The sequence below is a fragment of the Pandoraea sp. 64-18 genome, from assembly GCF_001899225.1.
GTDB classification, from domain to species: Bacteria; Pseudomonadota; Gammaproteobacteria; order Burkholderiales; family Burkholderiaceae; genus Pandoraea; species Pandoraea cepalis.
The window spans coordinates 1-18,890 of record NZ_MKVU01000022.1 but is presented as its reverse complement, the minus strand read 5'-3'; the positions used below and the strand labels follow the sequence as shown (position 1 = coordinate 18,890).

Below are 18,890 nucleotides of genomic sequence, written 5' to 3'. Positions count from 1 at the left end.
CCGGGCGGAGCGGCACGCTTCGAGATTGCCTGTCGGAATTCCGGGGCAACCCGGCGTCGCTTCGGCCCGAGCCGAGAATTGAGCCGCGATTATAGCAGAGCTACCGCGGCCTTCGCCTTTACTGACTGCTCAAGGGAAACCCTGAACCAGTCTGGACAATGATGTTATGACAAGTGAACACGCACTCACCTCGGAAAAGAAGTATCCCGTGACCGACGCCGCGCGGGCCGCACTGGCGATCGCCAAGCGCGGTTGCGACGAGCTGCTCGTGGAAGAGGAGTTCCTCCAGAAGCTGGCGCGCAGTGAAGCGACCGGCAAGCCGCTGCGCATCAAGCTGGGACTGGACCCGACGGCGCCCGACATCCACATCGGCCACACCGTGGTGCTCAACAAGATGCGCCAGTTGCAGGATCTGGGGCACACGGTCATCTTCCTGATCGGCGATTTCACGTCACTGATCGGTGATCCGTCGGGCCGTAACAGCACGCGTCCGCCGCTCACCCGCGAGCAGATCGAGTCGAACGCCAAGACCTATTTCGAGCAGGCCGCGCTGGTGCTCGACCGTAACAAGACCGAAATTCGCTACAACAGCGAATGGTCGATGAAGCTGGGCGCGGACGGCATGATCAAGCTCGCGTCGCGCTACACCATGGCGCGCATGCTCGAGCGCGAGGACTTCACCAAGCGTTTCCAGGGCGGCGTGCCGATCGCCATCCACGAATTCCTGTATCCGCTCATGCAAGGCTACGACTCGGTGGCCCTGGAGTCGGATCTGGAACTCGGCGGGACCGACCAGAAGTTCAACCTGCTCGTGGGCCGCGAATTGCAGAAGCAATACGGCCAGGAGCCGCAGTGCATTCTGACGATGCCGCTGCTGGAAGGACTGGACGGCGTTGAGAAGATGTCGAAGTCCAAGGCCAATTACGTGGGCATCAGCGAGAAGCCGAGCGAGATGTTCGGCAAGCTCATGAGTATCTCGGACGATCTGATGTGGCGTTACTACGAGCTGCTCTCGTTCCGTACGCTCGACGAGATCGCCCAATTGCACAAGGACGTCGAAGGCGGGCGCAATCCGCGCGACGTGAAGGTGCTGCTCGCGCAGGAGATCGTGGCGCGCTTCCACTCGCAAGCCGATGCCGAGCGCGCGCTCGAGGATTTCAACGCGCGCGCCAAGGGCGGTGTGCCGGACGACATTCCGGAAGTTTCCCTTGAAGGCGCGCCGCTGGGGATCGCTCAGCTCCTCAAGCAGGCGGGCTTGGTGCCGTCGACGTCGGAAGCCAACCGCAACATCGAGCAGGGCGGCGTGCGGATCGACGGCGAGGCCGTGTCCGACAAGGGCGCGAAGATCGACGCCGGCACCTATGTCGTGCAGGTCGGCAAGCGCCGCTTCGCGCGCGTGACGCTCGCTTGAGCGTCGCCGCCCGATCGCCGCTGATGTGGCGCCTGCAGGCGCGGGTCAGCCGATGATCGCGCTCATCCAGCGGGTGCTCGAAGCCGCCGTGACGGTCGATGGCCGCACGGTGGGCGCCATCGGTCCGGGCCTGCTCGCCCTCGTGTGCGCCGAGCGCGGCGACACCGAAGCGAGCGCGGACAAGCTGCTCGCTAAGCTGCTCGGCTATCGCGTGTTCTCGGACGAGGCGGGCAAGATGAACCGCAGCGTGTCGAGCCTCGACGGCAACGGCGCGGCTGGCGGCTTGCTGCTCGTCTCGCAGTTCACGCTGGCGGCCGACACCCACAGCGGTACCCGGCCGAGCTTCACCCCGGCGGCCAGTCCGGCCGACGGCAAGCGGCTCTTCGATCATTTCGTGACGCAGGCGCGTGCGCGCCATCCGATCGTGGAAACGGGCGAATTCGGCGCTTACATGCGCGTCTCGCTCGTGAACGACGGACCGGTCACGTTCTGGCTTCAGACGCGTCCCGACGCCGGTTGACGTTCGGGGTGGGCGGCGTGTGCTGCCGATACCGCGCGTTATCTGCGCCGCCGGCCGCATCCGCCCAGGGCCTATCCCGAAAATTGCTCGGAATCGTCCGGTTGTGGGGGATGGCCCGCACGCGATTCGCATCGGTGTGATACCGTCGTCGAGTTCCGAAACGACAATGCTTGGGAGAAACCGATGAAAGTCTGGAGTGACTCGTTTGCCGACAATGCGGCGATAGATGAACAGTTCGCCTTCGGCAAACCGGATGCACAGGCGCACGTGGCGCTGTCGCAGAACAAGAATCCCCATTTGGCGTGGTCCGATGCGCCGGCCGGTACCCGTTCGTTTGTCGTGATCTGCACCGATAGCGACGTACCGAGCCAGGGCGACGACGTCAACCAGGAAGGTCGCGAAGTGCCGGCGACGCTGCCGCGCGTCGATTTCTATCATTGGGTGCTCGTGGACGTGCCGGCGTCGGTGTCCGAGATCCCGGCGGCCAGCCATAGCAACCACGTTACGCCGCGCGGCAAGTTCGGCCCGGACGCGCTCGACGGCATGCGTCACGGCGTCAACGACTACACCGCCTGGTTTGCGGGCGACGAGGGCATGCGCGGCGATTACTACGGCTACGATGGCCCGTGCCCGCCGTGGAATGACACGATCGTGCACCACTACCACTTCACCGTGTACGCGCTCGATATCGCCCGTGTGCCGCTCGACGGCCGTTTCGGGGGCGACGACGTGCTCGCGGCGATTCAGCCACACGTGCTTGGGCAGGCGCGCGTGACCGGCACCTACACGCTCAATCCGGCGCTGGCCTGACTGCGCGCCGTTTGCCTCCGCTCGCTTTGACTCACGCCACACGTAACAAGCAATCGCATCGATGACCGGCATGACCACGACCCTGACTTTGATTCGCCACGGTGAGACTGACTGGAACCGCGCCAAACGGATTCAAGGCCACACCGATATCCCGCTCTCGACCGAGGGCGAGCATCAGGCGGTCTTGTTGGGACAGCGTATCGAACGCGAGGTGGCGGCGCGCGGGCGCGTTTTCGACCACGTGCTTACGAGCGATTTGCAGCGAGCGGTGCAGACGGCGGAACCCGTCGCGCGCGCGTGCGGTTTGCCGCTGGTGCGCACCGCGAGTTTGCGGGAGCGTCACTACGGGGTCTTCGAAACCCGTGTGCCGGACGAGATCCAGGCGGAATTTCCGCAAGACTATGCGCGTTGGCAGAGCCGCGATCCCGATTTCGTGATTCCCGGCGGCGAGTCCACGCGAGGTTTCTACACGCGTATCACCGAGTCCGTCGCGCAACTGCTGCACGACTATGCGGGCAAGCATCTGGCGCTGGTGGCGCATGGCGGCGTGCTCGATTGCTGCTATCGGCTCGCAACGCGGCTTGCATTGACCGAGCCGCGAGCCTATCCGCTGCTCAATGCGAGCGTGAACCGCCTGGCCTACGATGGCCAGCGCTGGCAAGTGCTGTGTTGGGGGGATGTCGCGCATCTGGACGCCGCCGTGCGAGACGAAAGCAACGACAGGCCGGAGGGCGCTGCCGCCATGGATCGCGTCGATCCGCGCGTGGTGTGACAGGCTGGCCGGTCGGGTCAGCACGTCGGGGCGTGTAAGGCCGCTAAGTCACCTAAGTCCGCTAAGTCTGCCAAATCCGCTAAGGGCCGTGACGCAGACGTGCCTAGCGTTCCAGCGATGACTGCACGACGACAACATCGGGCGTCGCCAATGCGCGACGTCGCGCGCGGTGCGCCACGCTGTTGCGCATCGACCATCGGGCGACCTGCGCCATGTGACGCACTGCGGGCCGCACCGTCAGGCGACGTACCGTCGCCCCTTCCCCGAAGCCGAGCATCGCCTGCGACCAGTCGGGCAGCAAATCGATGCCTGCGCGAAACAACACGCCGCTGAACAGGCGCGCGCCTGTGAACGGCGCGGGCAGATTGCGCAACACACGCACGACTTCGTCGGTGCGCTCGCTCGCGCACAAGGCCGGGCGCATGGCCGCGAGATAGTCGTCGATCTGCGCGACACTCGTCGGCACGTCGCGAGCGCCGAGCGCCACCGCAATGCGCGCGACTTCCGCGTAATAACGATCCTGCTCGCTTCGGGCGAACGCCGGATCCTTGTAGACGAGATAGCTGCGCAGGAAGCTCGACGTCTCGGCCACATGCACCCACGTCAGCAGATCCGGATCGTAAGCGGCGTAGGGGCGCCCGTCGGGGGCGACGCCCTTGACCTGCAGGTGGATGCGTCGCACCCGCTCAAGCAGCGCCTGCGCGTCGGCGGTATTGCCGAACGTCGTGCCGCCGATGAATGTGGCCGTGCGGCGCAGACGGCCGATCACGTCCTGTCGGAAGGTCGAGTGATCCCAGACGCCGGCCATCGCGAGCGGGTGCAACGACTGCATCAGCAGCGCGCTGATGCCGCCGATCATCATCGACGTGAAGTCTCCATGCACATGCCAGCAGGCGGCGTCCGGGCCGAACAGGCCGGGGTCGCCAGCCGGGGTGTCGTAGTTCAGTCGTGGAGCGCCGGGGCCTGAGGTCAGGCTCACCAGCCGCATCGCAATGGCGTGCCGCACACGTCCCGACACGCCCACGACCGGCCCGGCAGGCCGCAAGGGCGTTGCCGGAGGTGGTGTCGGGAGGTCGTCGTGCGAGGACATGCGAGGTTCAGTGTGGCGATGTCAAAGCGGCAGGTTTCACTTGCCGGTGGCGTCGGGCGACCAGAGCGAGCTGCTGTCCGGCGCACTGCCAGGGGCGGCCAGTCCGAAGTGACGATACGCGGCAAGTGTCGCGACGCGCCCGCGAGGTGTGCGTTGCAGGAAGCCCTGCTGGATCAGGTACGGCTCGATCACGTCTTCGATGGTGTCGCGCTCTTCGCCGATGGCGGCGGCGAGGTTGTCCACGCCCACGGGGCCGCCGTCGAACTTGTGGAGCACGGCTTCGAGCAGCTTGCGGTCCATCACGTCGAGGCCGACCGAATCGACGTCGAGCATCGAGAGCGCGGCGTCGGCCACGGCGGCGGTAATGCGCCCGTCGGCCTTCACTTCGGCGTAGTCGCGCACACGCCGCAGCAACCGGTTGGCGATACGCGGCGTGCCGCGCGCGCGGCGGGCGATCTCAAAAGCGCCGTCGTCGACGATGGCCGCGCCCAGCAGGCCGGCCGAGCGGCGTACGATGCCGGTCAGTTCTTCGGCCGTGTAGAACTCCAGACGCGCCACGATCCCGAAGCGGTCGCGCAGCGGATTCGTCAGCATGCCGGCGCGCGTGGTCGCTCCCACGAGCGTGAACGGTTGCAGATCGAGCTTGACGCTGCGCGCCGCAGGGCCTTCGCCGATCATGATGTCGATCTGGTAATCCTCGAGCGCCGGATACAGGATTTCCTCGACGACGGGCGAAAGCCGGTGGATTTCGTCGATGAACAGCACGTCGTTGGCTTCGAGATTGGTCAGCAGCGCGGCGAGGTCGCCCGGGCGCTCGAGCACGGGCCCCGACGTCTGGCGCAAATGCACGCCCATTTCGCGGGCGATGATGTGGGCGAGCGTCGTCTTGCCCAGGCCCGGCGGCCCGAACAGCAGCACGTGGTCGAGCGGTTCCGAGCGCTTGCGCGCGGCCTCGATGAAGATCTCCAACTGGCCGCGCACCTTGCGCTGACCGACATATTCGTCGAGCAGCTTGGGACGCAGCGCGCGCTCGAAGGCTTCTTCGTTAGGCGAGGCCGGGGTCGGCGCAATGATGCGCTCGGCGGCGAGTTTGTCGGTTTCGATCATGGCTGCATTGTAGCGCTTCGGACGTCGCTTGCCGGCGTGAGGCAGCACGGTATGCCGCGACGTACGACGATGACCGTGATGGCAACCGCCACGGCAAGCGCACGCGTAAGGGCAACCGCAACGGCGGTGGTGCCGCTCAGCCGACCAGACGACCGCGCCGCACGCGCAGGCCCTTGGCCGCAAGGGTCGGGGCGACGCCGGCCAGTGCCGAGTACGTCTCGCCGCTGTGCGCATGGCAGATGGCGACGCCCAGCGCGTCGGCCGCATCCTTGCCGGGGGTTCCGGTGAGCGTGAGCAGACGGGTGACCATCTCCTGGACCTGCTCCTTTCGGGCGCGTCCGTAGCCGACCACCGCTTGCTTGAGCTGCATCGGCGTGTATTCGAAGACCTCGAGCCCGCCGACCGACAGCGCTGTGATCGCCGCGCCGCGCGCTTGTCCAAGCAGCAGCGTGGATTGCGGATTGACGTTGACGAACACCTTCTCGATGGCCGCCTGATCGGGCCGATAGGTGTCGACCAGTTCCGCCACGCTCTCGAAGATGATGCGCAGCCGCGCGGGCAGTGTGCCTTCGCCGGTGCGTATGACGCCGCTCGTCACGTACTGCAGACGGTTGCCGTGCTTTTCGAGCACGCCGAAGCCAGTGACACGCAGCCCGGGGTCGATGCCAAGAATTCTCATGCGGGGGCCAATGATCGGAAAACCGACCGATGCGGGGCGAAGACGCCAATATGGCCCGTATTCTGGCACAGCCGCGCGAGGGCGTCGCTCAAGGTGTGTTTCATCGGGTGAGACGCGATGACGCCGCACCCCAGCGGATGACAACCCGGTGCGCGATAACGCCGCGGGCCGCGTCGCGTCGATTTGTCGCGGTGCCCGAGCCTGAATGCACGGGACGTTGCCCTTCGCGGCGCGACGGATTGTTGTACATTGTTTGCTGTTCAAAATATTCGACGGCCTGCGTGCGGGCCGCCCGTCCCCGATGCTCTGGATCAAAGCGCTCCATATCGTTTTCGTCGCCTCGTGGTTCGCCGGCCTGTTCTACCTGCCGCGCATCTTCGTCAACCTCGCGATGGAGAGCGATCCCGCTGCCACGCAGCGCCTGCTGCTCATGGCCCGCAAGCTCTATCGCTTCATGACGATACTGGCGGTGCCCGCGCTCGCTTTCGGACTGATCCTCTGGCTGTACTACGGGATCGGACGCTACGGCGGCTGGTTGCACGCCAAGCTGCTCATCGTGGTGTTGCTGCTGGGGTACCACCATGCGTGCGGCCGTCTGCTGCGCAAATTCGAAACCGGTCGCAACACACATTCGCATCGCTGGTATCGCTATTTCAACGAATTTCCGGTGCTGGCGCTGCTCGCGGCGGTGATCCTCGTGGTCGTCAAGCCGTTCTGACGCGCCGGATCATTTTTCACCCACGTCGTCGCACATCGCCAGCACTGGCCACCGCACCATCGCGCGCCCACCCGCGCCCACCACCAATACCCGAGAGGAGTCTGCCGTGAGTCTGACCTGCGATTATTTCGTGGCGCCGCCGTCGCCCTATGTCTACATGGGGCAGGCCCGCTTTGTCGAACTGGCACGTCGCTACGACGTGCAGATCCAGTTGAAGCCGATGGATATCGGGCGCATCTTCGCCGGCTCGGGCGGCCTGCCGCTGGCCAAGCGTGCGCCGCAGCGCCAAGCGTATCGTCTGGTCGAGCTGGCGCGCTGGTCCCGCTATCTCGGCGTGCCACTCAACCTGGAACCGAAGTACTTTCCGGTGGCGGGCGATCCGGCGGCGCGTTTGATCGTCGCCGCGCAGCTCGCGCATGGCACGGACAAGGCGCTCGCGCTGACGGCGGCCATTTCGACGGCGCTGTGGGCCGAGGAGCGCAACATCGCCGACGAGGCAACGTTGCAGGCGATCGCCGACAGCCTGTCGCTCGACGGCGCATCGCTGCTCGCGGCGTCGAAGACGGCCGGCGTGCAGGCGGCCTACGACGCCAACACCGACGACGCCGAACGCGCCGGCGTCTTCGGCGCGCCGTGGTTCGTGTTCGACGGCCAGCCCTACTGGGGCCAGGACCGCCTCGATTTTCTCGAACGGGCTTTTGCCGACGCTCAGGGCACTCGGCGCTGATCCGGCATACCGAACGTGTCGTCCGGTGCCCGCGGGTGCGGGTAGCGGCAACCTCCCAAGGAGTGAAGAGGATGAGTCTTCCGGAAGTGGTGCTGTACAAGAGCGTGCCGCCGGATGTGCGCGCGCGGTTGGCCGAAACCTTTACGCTGACGGAATTCGACGGGGTGAACGACGGCAATCGCGCGGCATTCCTGGCGGCGTTGGGCCGCGCCGAGGGCGCCATCGGCGGGGGCATGAACGTCACGCCCGCATTGCTGGACGCCGCACCCAGGCTCAAGGCCTGGGCCACCATTTCCGTGGGCTACGATCAATTCGACGTGGCCGATCTCACGCGTCGCGGCATCGTGCTGATGAATACCCCCGATGTGCTGACGGAAACCACGGCGGATACCGTCTTCGCCCTGATTCTGTCGAGTGCCCGGCGCGTCGTCGAACTGGCCGAACTGGTGAAGTCGGGCGGTTGGACGGCGAGTCTCGACGAGGCACATTTCGGTACCGACGTGCAAGGCAAGACGCTTGGCATCGTCGGCATGGGCCGCATCGGCGGCGCGGTCGCGCGTCGTGCCGCGCTCGGCTTCGGCATGAAGGTGTTGTACAGCAACCGTTCGCGCAACGAGGCTGCGGAGCAGGCCTACGGCGCTCGGCACCGGGCACTTCCGGCGTTGCTGGCCGAAGCCGACTTTGTCGTGACGCTCGTACCGCTATCGCCGGCGACGGAACGGTTGATCGGAGCGAACGAATTCGCGCAGATGAAGCCGGGCGCCATTTTCATCAACGCGGCGCGCGGCAAGGTGATCGACGAGGCGGCGCTGATCGATGCGCTGGCGTCGGGCCATCTGCGTGGGGCGGGCCTCGACGTGTTCGAGCGCGAGCCGGTGTCGGTCGATTCGCCGCTGCTGAAGATGAAGCAAGTGGTCGCGCTGCCGCATATCGGTTCGGCAACACACGAGACGCGCCATGCCATGGCCGCGTGCGCGGCGGACAACCTCGTTGCTGCGCTGACCGGCAAGCCATTACAGAACGCCGTCAATCCGCAGGCACAGCAGCGCTGAGCGCGGCATAGGCGCTGACCTTAAGCGATGCGAAATGACGAGGGTGAGGCGATAGCCGTGGCTATCGCCCTTCGTTCGTCGTCCGGCGGCGATTGATGACTTCCTTCGCGCGGGCGAGTTGGGCGGGCAGGCGATCGCCCAGGCGCAGCGCCATGCCCACGGCGAGCACGTCGCCAATGGCGAGATGCGCGATACGCGAGGTCAGTGGCGAGTAGACGTCGGTGTCTTCGTCGACATCGGCGAAGAGCGCGACGCTCGCCTGCCGCGCCAGTGGCGAGTTGCTGTGCGTGATTGCAATCACGCTCGCGCCCGCCGTTCGCGCCAACTGGACGGCTTCAAGCAGATCCTGCGTGCGCCCGGTGTTGGAGATTGCCACCACCACATCCCCTTGTCGCAGCAGCGCGGCCGACATTCCGTAGACATGCGGGTCGCTATATGCCACGGCGGGCACCCCGAGCCGGAAGAACTTGTGCTGCATGTCCTGTGCGGCAATCCCCGACGCCCCCGCGCCATAGAACTCGATGCGCCGTGCCCCGGCAAGCAGCTCGATGGCTTGCCCGATACTGTCGGGCGAGAGATTGTTGCGAACCTGCATGAGACTGCCGATGGTGCGGTCGAGCACCTTGCTGGCGATGCCCGGCACCGGTTCGTCGGGGCGGACGTCGCGGTGTACGAACGGCACCCCTTGCGCGATGCCCTGCGCCAGCCGGATCTTGAACTCCCGATAGCCGCTGCAACCCACCGCCTGACAGAACCGGGCGATTGTCGGTTGGCTGACGCTGGCGCGTTCGGCGAGTTCGTTCATCGACAGATCGACGACTTCGCGCGGCGCATCCAGCACATAGGTCGCGAGCTTGCGCTCGGACGGGCGCAATTGGGTCAGCGTGGCTTTGATTCGGTTCAGCATGGCAGGCGTCGACAAAAGCAGGCGCCCACTATAGCACCCGCAGGTCCCGGCGCCGCAGTGCGGGCGCGGATCGGCACGTGTGCATGTTGCGGCGAGAATGTACAAAAACTACATGAAATCAGCATTTCATATTATGGGGTTATGTTTCTTGATGCGGTAAAATTCGACGTAACTATTGGATAACACTAGGGACAAGCCCGGATGCCGATGTCTTTCGATTGATGCGATGTAGAATTTCTACTAAACTCCGCTCCGAATCGCACCTGCCCCTGGGTGCGGCGCAATTTCCGTTCCCCGGCATGATGTCTGAGCAAAAGAAGCCCCTGCACCCGACCGTAATGGCCGTCACGGCGCGCATTGCCGCGCGCAGCCGCGACACGCGTGCGGCGTATCTGGCCCGCATCGACGCCAGCGCCGGACGCTTCCCGCAGCGCGGCGCGCTGTCCTGTGCCAATCTGGCGCACGGATTCGCCGCCATGCCGGCCAATGACAAGCTCGTCCTGCGCGAACAGCGTCGTCCGAACGTCGGCGTCGTCACGGCTTACAACGACATGCTCTCGGCACATCAGCCATATGAGTCGTATCCGGCGCGTTTGCGCGAAGCCGCGCGCAAGCTCGGCGCCACGGTGCAGGTCGCGGGCGGGGTGCCGGCGATGTGCGACGGCGTCACGCAAGGTAACGCAGGCATGGAGCTGTCGCTGTTCTCGCGCGAGATCATCGCCATGAGTACGGCGGTCGCGCTCTCGCACAACATGTTCGATGCCGCGCTGATGCTCGGTGTTTGCGACAAGATCGTGCCGGGTCTCGTGATCGGTGCCCTGCAATTCGGTCATCTGCCGACGATTTTCGTGCCGGCTGGTCCGATGGCGAGCGGCTTGTCGAATGACGAGAAGGCCAAGATCCGCCAGGCGTATGCCACGGGCAAGGTCGGCCGCGACGCGCTGCTCGAAGCCGAGTCGCAGGCCTATCACGGCGCAGGCACCTGCACGTTCTACGGCACCGCCAACAGCAATCAGCTCCTGATGGAAATCATGGGCCTGCACCTGCCGGGCGCGGCCTTCGTGCATCCGCACATGCCGCTTCGCGACGCACTGACCGACGCCGCCCTCGCGCGCGTGCTGGCCATCGGCGCCGACACGCCCGACTACACCCCGATCGGCCATGTGGTCGACGAGCGTGCCGTCGTCAACGGCATCGTCGGCCTGCTGGCCACGGGCGGTTCCACCAATCACACGCTCCATCTGGTGGCGATGGCCCGCGCGGCGGGCGTCATCATCGATTGGGACGATTTCGACGCGTTGTCGGCCGTGGTGCCGCTCATGGCGCGCGTCTATCCGAACGGCAAGGCCGACGTGAATCATTTCCACGCGGCGGGTGGCATGGGCTTCCTGATCGGCGAATTGCTCGACGCGGGCCTGCTGCACGACGACGTCAAGACCGTGGCCGGTCCGGGCCTCGCGCGCTACCGCGCCGAGCCGTGGCTGTCGCCCGATGGACTGGCGTGGCGCGCCGGTAGCGCCTACAGTGGTGATCGTGACGTCCTGCGCGGCCATGCCGAACCGTTCGCCCCCGATGGCGGATTGCGGCTCATGCACGGCAATCTGGGACGCGGCGTCATCAAGGTGTCGGCGGTCAAGCCGGAACATCGGCGCGTGGCCGCAACGGCACGCGTATTTGCGTCGCAGGAAGCGGTTCAGACCGCGTTCGACGCCGGTGAATTGCGTCGCGACGTGGTCGTGGTGCTGCGTGGCCAGGGGCCGCGCGCCAATGGCATGCCCGAGCTGCACCGCCTCACTCCGCTACTCGGTGTTTTGCAGGACGAAGGGTTTGCGGTGGCACTCGTGACCGATGGCCGGATGTCCGGCGCCTCGGGCAAGGTGCCCGCCGTGATTCACGTGTCGCCTGAAGCATCGGGCGGCGGCCCGCTGGCACGGGTGCGCGACGGCGATCTGATCGTGCTCGACGCGAACGCCGGCATGCTGCACGCCGAGGTGGCCCCGCAGGTATGGGAGGCGCGTGAGATGGCAGAGGTGCCGGTCTCGGGCGACGACACCGGGCGTCTGCTCTTCGGTCACATGCGCGCGGCGGTGGGCGCGGCTGAAGCCGGCGCGTCCGTGTTCTTCGGTTCTGAGTGACGTGCCGGTCACGTCGCTGCATTCAAGGAAAACGTAATGGACATCAATGACATCGTTCGTGCCGGCCCCGTGGTTCCGGTGCTCCAGTTCGACAGCGTCGAGCAGGGCGAGCAGGTCTCGCGCGCGCTGCTCGCGGGCGGCGTGCGGGTCCTCGAAATCACGCTGCGCACCCCGGCCGCGATGGACGTCATTCGCCATGTGGCGGGGCTGTCCGACGAACTGATTGTCGGCGTGGGCACGCTCACACGCCCGGAAGAAATGGCGCAGGCCGTGGCGGCCGGCGCGCGCTTCGGCGTCTCGCCGGGCTACACGAGCGCGCTGGGCGCGGCGGCCAAGGCAGCAGGTCTGCCGTTGCTGCCGGGCGTGGTGACGCCGTCCGACATTCTCGCGGCGCTCGCCGATGGCTACGACACGGTGAAGTTCTTCCCGGCCGAACCGTCGGGGGGCGTGCCGATGCTCAAGGCCCTTTACGGGCCGTTCCGGCACGTGCGTTTCTGCCCGACGGGCGGTATCAGCGCCGAGTCGGCGCCGTCGTATCTCGCGCAACCCAATGTGGTGTGCGTGGGGGGATCGTGGCTCACCCCCAAGGCGCTCGTGGACGCGCAGGACTGGGACGGCATTACGCGTCTCGCGCGAGCGGCGACTGCCTTGCCGCGCCGCTAGGCAACACCGGTTTCATCGAAGCAACGCATCACATCCCACAATTCCAATAATCGGGCGCAAGCCCTTCGGGCATTCGCCCATCTAGCCAAACGAGGAGACCCCCCATGGTCGCGGTGCAAGGCAACTTGCTGCTGGTGTACGCGCTAGTCGCGGTAATCGCGCTGATTCTGCTGATCGCGCGTTTCAAACTGAATCCGTTCATCACGCTGATCGTCGTCTCGCTCGTGCTCGGGCTGGCGGTGGGTATGCCGATGGGGGGAATCGTCAAGGCGTTCGAGACAGGCGTGGGCAACACGCTGGGGCACATTGCGCTGGTGGTGGGGCTTGGCACGATGCTCGGCAAGATGATGGCCGAGTCGGGCGGGGCCGAGCGCATTGCGCGCACGCTCATCGGCGCTTTCGGTGAGAAGAACGTGCACTGGGCGATGGTCGTGATCGCGTTCATCGTCGGTCTGCCGGTGTTCTTCGAAGTCGGTTTCGTGCTGCTGATTCCGATTGCGTTCAACGTCGCCAAGCGGACCGGTACGTCGATGGTGCTCGTGGGCATTCCGATGGTGGCGGGCCTGTCGGTCGTGCACGGCCTGATTCCGCCGCACCCGGCCGCGTTGCTCGCCGTGACCGCCTACAACGCGGACATCGGTCACACCATCATGTACGCGCTGATCGTCGGCATTCCGACGGCGGCCATTGCCGGCCCGCTGTTCGCAAAGCTCATGGCGCGCCACGTGGTGCCCAATCCGGACAATCCGCTGCTCTCGCAGTTCGTCGAAAAGGACCGTGCGCTGAACGAACTGCCGGGCTTCGGCATCACGCTGTTCACGATCCTGCTGCCGGTGATCCTGATGCTCATCGGTAGCTGGGCCGACCTGTTCTTCGCGCCGAAGACGTTTGCCAACGAATTTCTGCGCCTGATCGGCAACTCGGTGATGGCGTTGCTGATCGCCACGCTCGTGAGCTTCTTCACGTTCGGCAAGCAGCGCGGTTTCAATCGCGACCACATCCTGAAGTTCACCAACGAGTGTCTGGCGCCGATCGCCACGATTACGCTGGTGGTGGGAGCGGGTGGCGGTTTCGGGCGTATCCTGATGGACAGCGGCGTGTCGAAGGCGATCGTCGATGTCGCGACGAACGCCCACCTCTCGCCGCTGCTGTTGGGCTGGCTGGTGGCGGTGCTGATTCGTATCGCGACGGGCTCGGCCACGGTGGCCATGACCACGGCGTGCGGCATCGTCGCACCGATCGCGGCGGCCGCCGGTGCCACCGTGAAACCGGAATTGATGGTGCTGGCCACGGGCGCGGGCTCGCTGATCCTGTCGCACGTCAACGACGGCGGCTTCTGGCTGGTCAAGGAATATTTCAACATGACCGTGCCGCAGACCTTCAAGACCTGGACGGTGTGCGAGACGATCATTTCGGTTGTGGCGTTGCTGCTGACGCTCGGCCTCGCCACGGTGGTGTGAGGTAGCGATGCAGGGCGTGCAACAGCGTCAATACGCTGACGCGAGTCAGCCGGTTACAAGGAGGCGAGCCATGATCGTCGTGGTAATGGGCGTATCGGGCAGCGGCAAGAGCACGGTCGGGCAACGACTTGCCGAGCGTCTGGGCTGCGGGTTTTCCGACGCGGATTCGTTTCACAGCGCCGCGAACATCGAAAAGATGCGGCGCGGTGAGGCGCTTAACGACAACGACCGCGCCCCGTGGCTGGCGGCGATTCGCGAGGCGATCGTTGCGCGCCGCGTGGCGGGGCGTCACCACGTGTTCGCGTGTTCGGCGTTGCGCTCGCGCTATCGCGACGTGCTGGGCGAGCACGACGGCGACGTCGTGTTCGTCTACCTGAAGGGGGCCCCCGAGGTGATCGGCGAGCGCCTGGCGTCGCGTGGCGGGCATTTCTTCGACCCGGCGCTGTTGCAAAGCCAGTTCGACACGCTCGAAGAACCGCGCGACGCGTTGGTGATCGACATCCGCGAGTCGCCCGACGCCATCGTCGAGACGCTGTTGCACAAACTCGCCGCCTGCCCCGGTGGCGCGGCGCTGACGCCGGCCGGGTCGGCGCGCGTACAATAGCGGTTTATTCCCTCCGCCGGCACTTCGCGTGCCGGTCGTACGCATCGAAATGGCTTCCTTCGAATTCTTCGCGCCCTGTCCTCGCGGACTGGAAGAGGCGCTCGCCGCCGAATTGGCAGAGCTGGGACGTCTGGCGCCCGTGTCGGTGGGCAAGCAGGTGCCCGGTGGCGTGCATTTCGCCGGTCCGTGGGCCGCCGGCATGGCCGCCAACCTGCATTCGCGCATCGCGAGCCGCGTGCTGCTGCGCATCGCACAGCAGGCGTACCGCACCGAACAGGACATTTACGACTTCGCCTTGCGTCAGCGCTGGGAAGAGTGGTTTTCGTCCCAGCAGACGCTGCGCGTGGACGTCACCGGCATCAAGGCGCCGGTGCGCAGCCTCGAATTCGTCACGCTGCGGATCAAGGACGCTGTGTGCGACCGCCTGCGCGAGAAGACCGGCACGCGGCCGAACATCGATACGTCGCAGCCCGACGTGCGGGTGTTCGCCTTCCTGACCGCCACCGACGCTACCCTCTATCTCGATACTTCGGGCGAAGCGCTGTTCAAGCGCGGCTGGCGCCTGGACAAGGGGGCGGCCCCGCTGCGCGAGAATCTGGCTGCGGGCATTCTGCGTCTGGCCGGCTGGCGCACCGACACGGCGGCCGACATGGTGCTGTACGACCCGATGTGCGGCAGCGGCACCTTCCTCGCGGAAGCGGCGCAGATTGCGTTGGGCGTGCCCGCGGGTGCCGAGCGCCGCTTTGGCTTCGAGAAGCTCAAGGGCTATGACATCACGGCATGGCAGGCGCTGAAGGTGCAGGCCACCGAAGCGCAACGCGATGCCCGCGTGCGCGGTGTGCCGCCGACGATTTTCGGCAGCGATATCTCGGGCGACATGCTGGCCAAGGCCCGCGCCAACCTGGAGCGTGCGGGCGTGGGCGACATCGGCCTCAAGCAGGTGGATGCGCGCGATATGTCGCCCCCGGTGGATCGACCCGGCATCATCGTCGCCAATCCGCCGTACGGCGAGCGTATCGAAGTGCGCGGACGTCGCGGATCGCGCGACGCCGATGACGGCGACGAATCGCCGGACATGCAGGGCAATCGCGGCGGTCAGTTCCAGCGCAATCAGCCGGACGGTGTCGACGCGGCATTCTTCCGCGCCTTCGGCGACGCGCTCAAGCAGCGCTTCACGGGCTGGAGTGCCTACCTGCTGACGGCCGACATGAGCCTGCCTGGACAGATGCGTCTGCGCGAATCGCGTCGTACGCCGCTGTTCAACGGCGCGCTCGAATGCCGTCTGTTCCGCTTCGACCTGATTGCCGGCTCGGTGCGCAAGCGCGCGGAAAGTGAGGGCAAGAGCGAAGGCAAGGACGAGGCGGGCGCGCCGCAAGCGTAAGCGAATCGTCTCGTTCGACGTTACGACAAAGACCGGCGGCCGCCGGTCTTTTGCTTTGTGCGCGACGGGCGCGTCGTGGCTACTGGTCGGTGGCGGGAGACCAGGCGACCCGCCTGGCTGAAGAGGGGGCAAGTGATGGAGGTGGTGCAGGTGGTGCAAGCGATACCGCCAATGCGGCTTGCGTCTCCCCGCGTCGCTGCGCCGCCAGCGTTGCGAGGCGCACGCGCAGTTCGCTCGGCGAGACCCGAGCGCGCTCTGGATCGCACGTCACGTTGTCCGGGTCCGACAGATCGCTGTCGTAGTCGAGGCCGGTGCGCGGCGAGTGGCCGGAAACGTTCATGAATCCGACGGGTGTAACGTTCCGGAGCCACCGCTCCGTCTCGCAGGTGATGGCGTTCTCGGACACGATGTCGTCACGGAAGGTTTCGCCGCGCGGATCCGGGTAAATCTCCCAGGTGTCGTCTCTCGCTTCCCAATGCGGCCAGAGCTGGCCGTCTGCGCCGAAATGCGTATATGCCAGCGCCTGATAGGCCTTGCGGCATGCCTCGCGCCGGGCACTATCGTCCGGTCGATCGCGTGTCGCCGTATTGAGCAGTCGCGTGAGGCACCCCGTGTCGCCCGACGATACGCTGTAGAAGTACACCCACTTGTTGGTGACGTCGAACGTCCACGGCACGGCGACGTCGTGACCGAACGCCTGCAGGATGCGCAGCGTCAGCACGTCGTCGGCCACGTGAACGGGGTCCTGACGTTCCAGTACGGATCGCGCCCAGTCGTTCAGCGTCGGCGTGATCACGAGCCGCTCGAAGAGGGACCAACCCGTCGGGCGTGCGCACAGGCGCTGCACGAGATCGACGGCAAGGGCAGTGGGCAGGCCCGCATCCCTGAGCGAATCGACCGTGACCTCGTGGTCTTCGAGCACGGCCAGCCGGCGCAGTGCCAATTGCTGCTGCGCGTTGAGGGCCGGTTCGCCGACGGCCGTCCTGCCGACGTTGCAATCGATTTCGCGTCCGAACACGCTGTCCGGATGTTCGGCGGCAAGGGTGATTGCCGCCTTCGTCGGATTGCACTTGGGGTTGAGGGCGCGGATCTGGACGACGTCGCTCCAGGCCATCGTTCGATAGATCGGCGCCAATGCCGGCGTACTCAGACGCGCCGTTGCGCCTGTGCCGACATGATGATTTTCCAAGTTCATCGGGACTCTCCTTCGGACAATGCAAGAGATGGCATTGTCGGGAAGGCGTTCGATGCGAGGTATCGAGATCGTGCGCCGTCATTGTCCAAACGGGGACGGACGCCTCGAAGGGTCCGATGGTGAAGCGCTCGGATGGTCCGCGGCGGGTCCCCGGATCATGCGCGCCGTTCGGTCAGGAAGCGGCGCAGGATGCCGTGCGAGTAATGGCTGGCCACCTCGCGCAGAAAGCGCGGGAAGTCGACGTGGGCGGTGTCGTCGGCGCTATCGGAGAGCGTGCGCATCACCGCGAACGGAACGCCGTACTCGTGACACACCTGTGCCACGGCGGCCCCTTCCATCTCCACGGCGAGGGTCTGCGGCAGCGCGTCGCGCAGCCGGCTGACCTCGCCCGCGCTGGAGACGAACTGATCGCCGCTCGCGACTTGCCCGACGTGCACGCGCGGGGCGCTCATCTGCCACTCGGTGCGCAGCGCGACAGGCACTTGCGTCGCCATCTCCTCGGCGAGCCAGTCGCGCGCCGCTTTCGCCAGGGCGTCGCGCAGCGGCGGTGCGCTGGCGAAGGTGTCGCGCCCGAGCAGCGGGATTTCGAAACGAGGGAAGAGGGGGCTGGCGTCCATGTCGTGCTGCACGAGCGTGTCGGCCACGACGATGTCGCCGACCGACAACCCATGCGCGAGTCCGCCGGCCACGCCTGTGAAAACGAGCTCGTCGATCGCGAACCGGTGAATCAGCGCGGCGGTCGTGGCGGCCGCCGCAACCTTGCCGACACGTGCGAGCACGACGACACAGTCATGGCCATGCAGCTTGCCCACGTGGTAGTCGCGCATACCGATGGACTCGACGTGCGCGCCGGGCGCCATCTCGGCGAGCAGATCGGTAATTTCTTCGTGGAGAGCGGCGACAATGCCGAGCGTCATGGCGCGGTTCCTGGGAGCAATGAGGAGCGCGCATTGTAGCGCGGGGCTGCCGGTCACCTTCCCGTGCAGCCCCGCAGTCCGGCCGATGGCGAACGTGTCGCCTTAGTCGACGGCCTTGACCATTTCCTCGACGACCTTCTTCGCGTCGCCGAACACCATCATGGTCTTGTCGAGATAGAACAACTCGTTATCGAGACCGGCATAGCCCGCCGCCATCGAACGCTTGTTGACGATGATCGTCTTGGCCTTGTACGCCTCGAGAATCGGCATGCCGGCGATCGGCGATGTCGGATCGTTCTTCGCGGCCGGGTTCACCACGTCGTTCGCGCCGAGCACCAGCACCACGTCCGTCTGGCCGAATTCGCCGTTGATCTCGTCCATCTCCAGCACCTGATCGTACGGCACTTCGGCTTCGGCGAGCAGCACGTTCATATGACCCGGCATGCGCCCTGCCACCGGGTGAATGGCGTAGCGCACATTCACCCCCTTCTCGGTGAGCTTGTCGGTCAACTCCTTCAGGGCGTGCTGCGCGCGGGCGACGGCCAGGCCGTAACCCGGCACGATCACCAGCGATTCCGCGTTGCTCATCAGGAACGCGGCGTCGTCAGGCGAACCCGACTTCACCGGCCGTTGTTGTTGCGCGCCGCCCGCAGGGCTCGCGCCCGGCGTTGCACCGAACCCGCCGAGAAGCACGTTGAAGAACGAGCGATTCATGGCTTTGCACATGATGTACGACAGGATC

General features: G+C 65.9%; 19 protein-coding genes. 12 read left to right on the top strand and 7 right to left on the bottom strand.

Annotation, left to right across the window (positions count from 1 at the left end):
* Window positions 1-166: 166 nt before the first annotated feature.
* From tyrS to BGP02_RS20355, 4 genes are all read left to right on the top strand, one after another.
* Window positions 167-1,411, top strand: a complete 1,245-nt coding sequence (gene tyrS, locus BGP02_RS20370; RefSeq protein ID WP_017235652.1) for a tyrosine--tRNA ligase — start codon at window positions 167-169, stop codon at window positions 1,409-1,411.
* A gap of 52 nt (window positions 1,412-1,463) precedes the next feature.
* Window positions 1,464-1,931 (top strand): D-aminoacyl-tRNA deacylase, encoded by a 468-nt coding sequence (gene dtd / locus BGP02_RS20365; protein ID WP_017235653.1) that lies wholly within the window; start codon window positions 1,464-1,466, stop codon window positions 1,929-1,931.
* A gap of 183 nt (window positions 1,932-2,114) precedes the next feature.
* A complete protein-coding gene (locus BGP02_RS20360; protein ID WP_017235654.1) occupies window positions 2,115-2,741 on the top strand; it encodes a YbhB/YbcL family Raf kinase inhibitor-like protein in 627 nt (208 codons plus the stop codon).
* A 70-nt stretch (window positions 2,742-2,811) separates the two neighbouring features.
* A complete protein-coding gene (locus tag BGP02_RS20355; protein WP_051060347.1) occupies window positions 2,812-3,513 on the top strand; it encodes a histidine phosphatase family protein in 702 nt (233 codons plus the stop codon).
* Between the two features lie 103 nt (window positions 3,514-3,616).
* On the opposite strand, the gene BGP02_RS20350 is transcribed toward BGP02_RS20355, so the two are convergent.
* The 3 genes from BGP02_RS20350 to ruvC form a co-directional block, all read right to left on the bottom strand.
* A complete protein-coding gene (locus BGP02_RS20350) occupies window positions 3,617-4,603 on the bottom strand; it encodes an oxygenase MpaB family protein (protein ID WP_083902410.1) in 987 nt (328 codons plus the stop codon).
* Window positions 4,604-4,639: 36 nt separating this feature from the next.
* Window positions 4,640-5,710 (bottom strand): Holliday junction branch migration DNA helicase RuvB, encoded by a 1,071-nt coding sequence (gene ruvB / locus BGP02_RS20345; protein WP_026132306.1) that lies wholly within the window; start codon window positions 5,708-5,710, stop codon window positions 4,640-4,642.
* A gap of 136 nt (window positions 5,711-5,846) precedes the next feature.
* Window positions 5,847-6,389 (bottom strand): crossover junction endodeoxyribonuclease RuvC, encoded by a 543-nt coding sequence (ruvC, locus tag BGP02_RS20340; RefSeq protein ID WP_017235658.1) that lies wholly within the window; start codon window positions 6,387-6,389, stop codon window positions 5,847-5,849.
* A gap of 301 nt (window positions 6,390-6,690) precedes the next feature.
* Between ruvC and BGP02_RS20335 the strand changes: the two genes are divergently transcribed.
* The 3 genes from BGP02_RS20335 (at window position 6,691) to BGP02_RS20325 (ending at window position 8,886) form a co-directional block, all read left to right on the top strand.
* Window positions 6,691-7,107: a CopD family protein gene (locus BGP02_RS20335; protein ID WP_026132307.1), complete on the top strand. Its 417-nt coding sequence runs from the start codon at window positions 6,691-6,693 to the stop codon at window positions 7,105-7,107.
* 106 nt (window positions 7,108-7,213) lie between these two features.
* On the top strand, window positions 7,214-7,834 hold the full coding sequence (locus BGP02_RS20330; RefSeq protein ID WP_261939197.1) for a 2-hydroxychromene-2-carboxylate isomerase: 621 nt from the start codon (window positions 7,214-7,216) through the stop codon (window positions 7,832-7,834).
* Between the two features lie 71 nt (window positions 7,835-7,905).
* Entirely contained in the window at window positions 7,906-8,886 is a 981-nt protein-coding gene (locus BGP02_RS20325) for a bifunctional glyoxylate/hydroxypyruvate reductase B (RefSeq protein WP_017235661.1), read from the top strand.
* A 61-nt stretch (window positions 8,887-8,947) separates the two neighbouring features.
* Here BGP02_RS20325 and BGP02_RS20320 read toward each other — a convergent pair whose 3' ends face one another.
* A complete protein-coding gene (locus BGP02_RS20320; RefSeq protein WP_017235662.1) occupies window positions 8,948-9,793 on the bottom strand; it encodes a MurR/RpiR family transcriptional regulator in 846 nt (281 codons plus the stop codon).
* 302 nt (window positions 9,794-10,095) lie between these two features.
* On the opposite strand from BGP02_RS20320, the gene edd reads away from it, so the two are divergent.
* The 5 genes from edd to BGP02_RS20295 all read left to right on the top strand — a co-directional run bounded on the left by edd (window position 10,096) and on the right by BGP02_RS20295 (window position 16,036).
* Complete coding sequence (gene edd, locus BGP02_RS20315) at window positions 10,096-11,928, top strand: phosphogluconate dehydratase (protein ID WP_039830735.1); 1,833 nt, start codon at window positions 10,096-10,098, stop codon at window positions 11,926-11,928.
* Between the two features lie 36 nt (window positions 11,929-11,964).
* Window positions 11,965-12,591: a bifunctional 4-hydroxy-2-oxoglutarate aldolase/2-dehydro-3-deoxy-phosphogluconate aldolase gene (eda, locus tag BGP02_RS20310; RefSeq protein ID WP_017235664.1), complete on the top strand. Its 627-nt coding sequence runs from the start codon at window positions 11,965-11,967 to the stop codon at window positions 12,589-12,591.
* A 104-nt stretch (window positions 12,592-12,695) separates the two neighbouring features.
* Entirely contained in the window at window positions 12,696-14,051 is a 1,356-nt protein-coding gene (locus tag BGP02_RS20305; RefSeq protein ID WP_017235665.1) for a GntP family permease, read from the top strand.
* A gap of 70 nt (window positions 14,052-14,121) precedes the next feature.
* Complete coding sequence (locus BGP02_RS20300; RefSeq protein ID WP_017235666.1) at window positions 14,122-14,655, top strand: gluconokinase; 534 nt, start codon at window positions 14,122-14,124, stop codon at window positions 14,653-14,655.
* Between the two features lie 49 nt (window positions 14,656-14,704).
* A complete protein-coding gene (locus BGP02_RS20295; protein WP_268567285.1) occupies window positions 14,705-16,036 on the top strand; it encodes a THUMP domain-containing class I SAM-dependent RNA methyltransferase in 1,332 nt (443 codons plus the stop codon).
* Window positions 16,037-16,115: 79 nt separating this feature from the next.
* On the opposite strand, the gene BGP02_RS20290 is transcribed toward BGP02_RS20295, so the two are convergent.
* From BGP02_RS20290 to BGP02_RS20280, 3 genes are all read right to left on the bottom strand, one after another.
* The gene (locus BGP02_RS20290) at window positions 16,116-17,231 is read right to left on the bottom strand and encodes a hypothetical protein (protein WP_286799117.1); all 1,116 of its coding nucleotides are present in this window, start codon (window positions 17,229-17,231) and stop codon (window positions 16,116-16,118) included.
* A 155-nt stretch (window positions 17,232-17,386) separates the two neighbouring features.
* Entirely contained in the window at window positions 17,387-18,148 is a 762-nt protein-coding gene (locus BGP02_RS20285; RefSeq protein WP_261939195.1) for a 5'-methylthioadenosine/adenosylhomocysteine nucleosidase, read from the bottom strand.
* Between the two features lie 102 nt (window positions 18,149-18,250).
* Window positions 18,251-18,890, bottom strand: a 640-nt coding sequence (locus BGP02_RS20280; RefSeq protein ID WP_286799116.1) for an NAD(P)(+) transhydrogenase (Re/Si-specific) subunit beta, incomplete at its 5' end; no start/stop codon positions are given.

Excerpts from the sequence above, each read along its gene's own strand:
- eda (WP_017235664.1), top strand. The coding sequence starts at position 11,965 with ATGGACATCAATGACATCGTTCGTGCCGGCCCCGTGGTTCCGGTGCTC.
- BGP02_RS20355 (WP_051060347.1), top strand. The coding sequence starts at position 2,812 with ATGACCACGACCCTGACTTTGATTCGCCACGGTGAGACTGACTGGAAC.
- BGP02_RS20285 (WP_261939195.1), bottom strand. The coding sequence starts at position 18,148 with ATGACGCTCGGCATTGTCGCCGCTCTCCACGAAGAAATTACCGATCTG.
- BGP02_RS20320 (WP_017235662.1), bottom strand. The coding sequence starts at position 9,793 with ATGCTGAACCGAATCAAAGCCACGCTGACCCAATTGCGCCCGTCCGAG.
- BGP02_RS20360 (WP_017235654.1), top strand. The coding sequence starts at position 2,115 with ATGAAAGTCTGGAGTGACTCGTTTGCCGACAATGCGGCGATAGATGAA.
- BGP02_RS20295 (WP_268567285.1), top strand. The coding sequence starts at position 14,705 with ATGGCTTCCTTCGAATTCTTCGCGCCCTGTCCTCGCGGACTGGAAGAG.
- BGP02_RS20305 (WP_017235665.1), top strand. The coding sequence starts at position 12,696 with ATGGTCGCGGTGCAAGGCAACTTGCTGCTGGTGTACGCGCTAGTCGCG.
- BGP02_RS20350 (WP_083902410.1), bottom strand. The coding sequence starts at position 4,603 with ATGTCCTCGCACGACGACCTCCCGACACCACCTCCGGCAACGCCCTTG.
- BGP02_RS20290 (WP_286799117.1), bottom strand. The coding sequence starts at position 17,231 with ATGAACTTGGAAAATCATCATGTCGGCACAGGCGCAACGGCGCGTCTG.
- tyrS (WP_017235652.1), top strand. The coding sequence starts at position 167 with ATGACAAGTGAACACGCACTCACCTCGGAAAAGAAGTATCCCGTGACC.
- BGP02_RS20300 (WP_017235666.1), top strand. The coding sequence starts at position 14,122 with ATGATCGTCGTGGTAATGGGCGTATCGGGCAGCGGCAAGAGCACGGTC.
- BGP02_RS20325 (WP_017235661.1), top strand. The coding sequence starts at position 7,906 with ATGAGTCTTCCGGAAGTGGTGCTGTACAAGAGCGTGCCGCCGGATGTG.
- ruvB (WP_026132306.1), bottom strand. The coding sequence starts at position 5,710 with ATGATCGAAACCGACAAACTCGCCGCCGAGCGCATCATTGCGCCGACC.
- edd (WP_039830735.1), top strand. The coding sequence starts at position 10,096 with ATGTCTGAGCAAAAGAAGCCCCTGCACCCGACCGTAATGGCCGTCACG.
- ruvC (WP_017235658.1), bottom strand. The coding sequence starts at position 6,389 with ATGAGAATTCTTGGCATCGACCCCGGGCTGCGTGTCACTGGCTTCGGC.
- dtd (WP_017235653.1), top strand. The coding sequence starts at position 1,464 with ATGATCGCGCTCATCCAGCGGGTGCTCGAAGCCGCCGTGACGGTCGAT.
- BGP02_RS20335 (WP_026132307.1), top strand. The coding sequence starts at position 6,691 with ATGCTCTGGATCAAAGCGCTCCATATCGTTTTCGTCGCCTCGTGGTTC.